Source organism: Psychromonas antarctica, from assembly GCF_022267535.1.
GTDB classification, from domain to species: domain Bacteria; phylum Pseudomonadota; class Gammaproteobacteria; order Enterobacterales; family Psychromonadaceae; genus Psychromonas; species Psychromonas antarctica.
Window position 1 is genome coordinate 1 of record NZ_JAHNZV010000186.1, and the last position, 3,078, is coordinate 3,078.

General features: G+C 38.0%; 1 protein-coding gene and 1 pseudogene. One reads left to right on the forward strand and one right to left on the reverse strand.

What is annotated here, in order from left to right:
- Positions 1-427: 427 nt before the first annotated feature.
- Positions 428-1,984: a diguanylate cyclase domain-containing protein gene (locus KSO91_RS16630; RefSeq protein WP_238744142.1), complete on the forward strand. Its 1,557-nt coding sequence runs from the start codon at positions 428-430 to the stop codon at positions 1,982-1,984.
- 91 nt (positions 1,985-2,075) lie between these two features.
- On the opposite strand, the pseudogene KSO91_RS16635 reads toward KSO91_RS16630, so the two are convergent.
- Positions 2,076-2,954: pseudogene (locus tag KSO91_RS16635) on the reverse strand (putative bifunctional diguanylate cyclase/phosphodiesterase); the annotation flags it as partial.
- Positions 2,955-3,078 lie beyond the last annotated feature (124 nt).

The following is a 3,078-nucleotide window of genomic DNA, read 5'->3' on the forward strand; positions in this document are numbered from 1 at the left end:
ATCCTTCTCCGTAAATTAATTATTGGAAGTCAGATCAAACTATGCCGAAGCAATTATATGCAAGTATCTTTGTATTATAGGGTTCTAGCCAAGCGATTCGGCATAGTTTTTCTTTCGGTATAAACCGTAAAGGCCAATGGGCTTGAGCCGTATGGTTATTTGAAATTTATTATTGAGCAATTACCTCTTGCTGAAAGAGTAGGGCAAATGAATCTATATTGCCATGGCATATTGACAATACGCAGTTAACAGTTTGGAATAAATTTAGCTAGCTGGGATTGTTGAGCGCTTACAATAATACTAAATTCATTGCTGTTTTTACTAATCTAGATCATGACTCCTTTTTTAAAAAACACCTATGATAAGGTTATTTGTTTTGAAGGATATTTGATAGTGAATTGTAAATTATTATTAGCGTGGGCTTAAAGTGCCTGATTTAGATATTCGTACTCTAGTTATTGTAACTGCCTTGATATCGCTTGGTTCTGGGATCGCTTTGATTGATCTCTGGCGTTCGCAGTCTCGGCAAAAGGGTGTTGGTTTCTGGGCAACAGGCATGTGCTGTGTTGCTGCCGGCAGTATATTAATGGCTGGACGAGGGAATATTTCTGATTTATTGTCTCTTGTTGTTGCTAACTCATTTTATGTCGTGGGATTTTTACTTTTCTTACGGGGGATGCGTGTTTTTGTGGGGCGCCCTCCATTCACTTTTATTGATTTTGGTTTGCCTCCCATCGCCGCAGTACTCTTCTATTATTTTCATTATATCTCTCCAAATATAAATATTAGAATAGTCATTCTTTCTATTGTATTTGTAGTCACTTGCTTCGCTATTGTTGTCACTTTATTGCGAGAAAAAAATGTACTTTGGCAGTCTGCCGGGTTCTCAGTAGCTACGACTTTTGGTTTATTTGGTCTTTTATATGGAGCACGAGGGGTGATAGCACTGCTTTCCCCCTTTGATAATTCGATGATGGCGCCTAGCTTTTCGTCGTCAATTGTCTTTCTTGGAGGAATATTTATCCTTGGAGGAATCGCTATAACGCTGACCTTATTGACTTATGCAGTCTTAGAATCGGAACTTCTAATTGTTTCTCTAGCCGTTAACCAATCAGCTTCATCGATCGTCATTACTGATACAACGGGGGTGATTAAATATGTTAATCCCGCCTGTATAAAGAAGACCGGTTATTTAGAAAAAGAGCTTGTTGGAGAATATCCTCGTGTTTTACGTTCCGGAGAAATGCCCCCAGAACAGTACGCTACTCTTTGGGAAACACTTTCTTTAGGGAAAACTTGGCGAGGAGAGTTTCATAACCGTAAAAAGAACGGTGAACTATTTTGGGAAATCGCCTCGATAGCGCCAGTTAAACAAAAAAATGGAAAGATTAGCCATTATGTTGCGATTAAGGAAGATATCACCGCTTTGAAAAATGCAGAGGAACGTATTCGACATCTTGCTAACCATGATGTGTTAACTGGGCTTCCTTCTCGACGACTATCTATGGATCGTTTGGATAGCTGTTTGGCGAACGCGAGACGGAACAAAACAATAGTGGCTGTTTTGTTTGTGGATCTTGATGGTTTCAAGGCAGTTAACGATACTCTTGGGCATGATGCTGGTGATTATGTGTTGAAGGAAACGTCTACGCGGCTTTTGTCCTGTGTAAGGGAGGTTGATACGGTAGGCCGAGTAGGTGGTGACGAATTCTGGGTTATACTTAGTAACATGCCTGACAAAAATAGCATTATAACTATTGCACAAAAATTGGTTAAAGCAGTAGCAGAACCCTATAAGTTTGATAGTAAAAAGATAAGTATTAGTGCCAGTATTGGTATTGCATTATACCCTGAACATGCCGTTACACCTCTGGAGTTAGTCAGTTTAGCAGACGAAGCGATGTATGAAATGAAACGTAACGGGAAAAATAATTATGCGTTTTCAGACAAAACGCACACAGAAGATGTTATCGAAACGATGTAGCAATAAATTACGTTAGATGCTCTCTAAAAAATAGACATTTATGGTTTTGAGGTCCATGGAATATAGGGTTGCAGGTATATATAGTCTTTTTTCAAGTTCCACGTTTATAATTTTCTGTGAATTCAAGTAATTTTTCTGCCGATTTTGGCTTACTAAAAAAATACCCTTGTACTGAATCACAATTTAGTCCCTCTAGCAGAGAGAGTTGTGGTTTAGTTTCAACGCCTTCAGCTATAACAGTTAACCCTAGACTATGTGCCATTGCGATAGTTGCTTTGACTAAACTACAGTCTGATTTATTTGTAGGTATACCGTGAATAAAACTTTGATCTATTTTCAACACATCAAAAGCATATTCTCTTAAATAACTTAATGATGAATACCCCGTGCCGAAGTCATCCATTGATAATTTAATACCTAGTTTATTAATTGCCACTAAAGTGTCGTGAATATAAGATTGGCCACTCATCAATACCCCTTCTGTAATTTCAATTTCTAAATTACAGGTATCAATCTGTGCATCACTTAGTGCATTTTTAATAAAACCAAGTAATTCTAAATCTCTGAATTGAATCGGGGATAGATTTACTGCCATTGTATATTTTTTCTGGTCAATTCTTTGCCATTCATTTAAAAAAGCAAGTGCTTGCTTAATAACATACTGGCCAATAGGGATAATGAGGCCCGTTTGTTCGGCAATGGGGATAAATTCATCAGGGGTTATATCGCCAAAGACAGGATTATGCCAGCGCAACAGGGCTTCTGCGCCAATAATATTTGTGCTTTTAACATCTATTTGTGGCTGGTAATACAATTCAAATTCATTACGTTTTAGGGCGCCATGCATTTGTTCTTCAATTTCAAAACGGCGTAACATAATTGTATTCATTTCTTTAGTAAAAAACGAATAGGTATTTCTTCCTAAAGACTTTGCTTGATACATTGCAATTTCGGCATTACGCAATAAATCGTGAGCTTACGGCTGCATAGTTTGACTTGGGCGGTTAGCCCAATTCAGTCTTTTTTGGAAAGCAAGTCAGCCGTTACTCACTATTTTCTAGATAATTCCATGGCAGGTAATTTTCTGGGTTGGC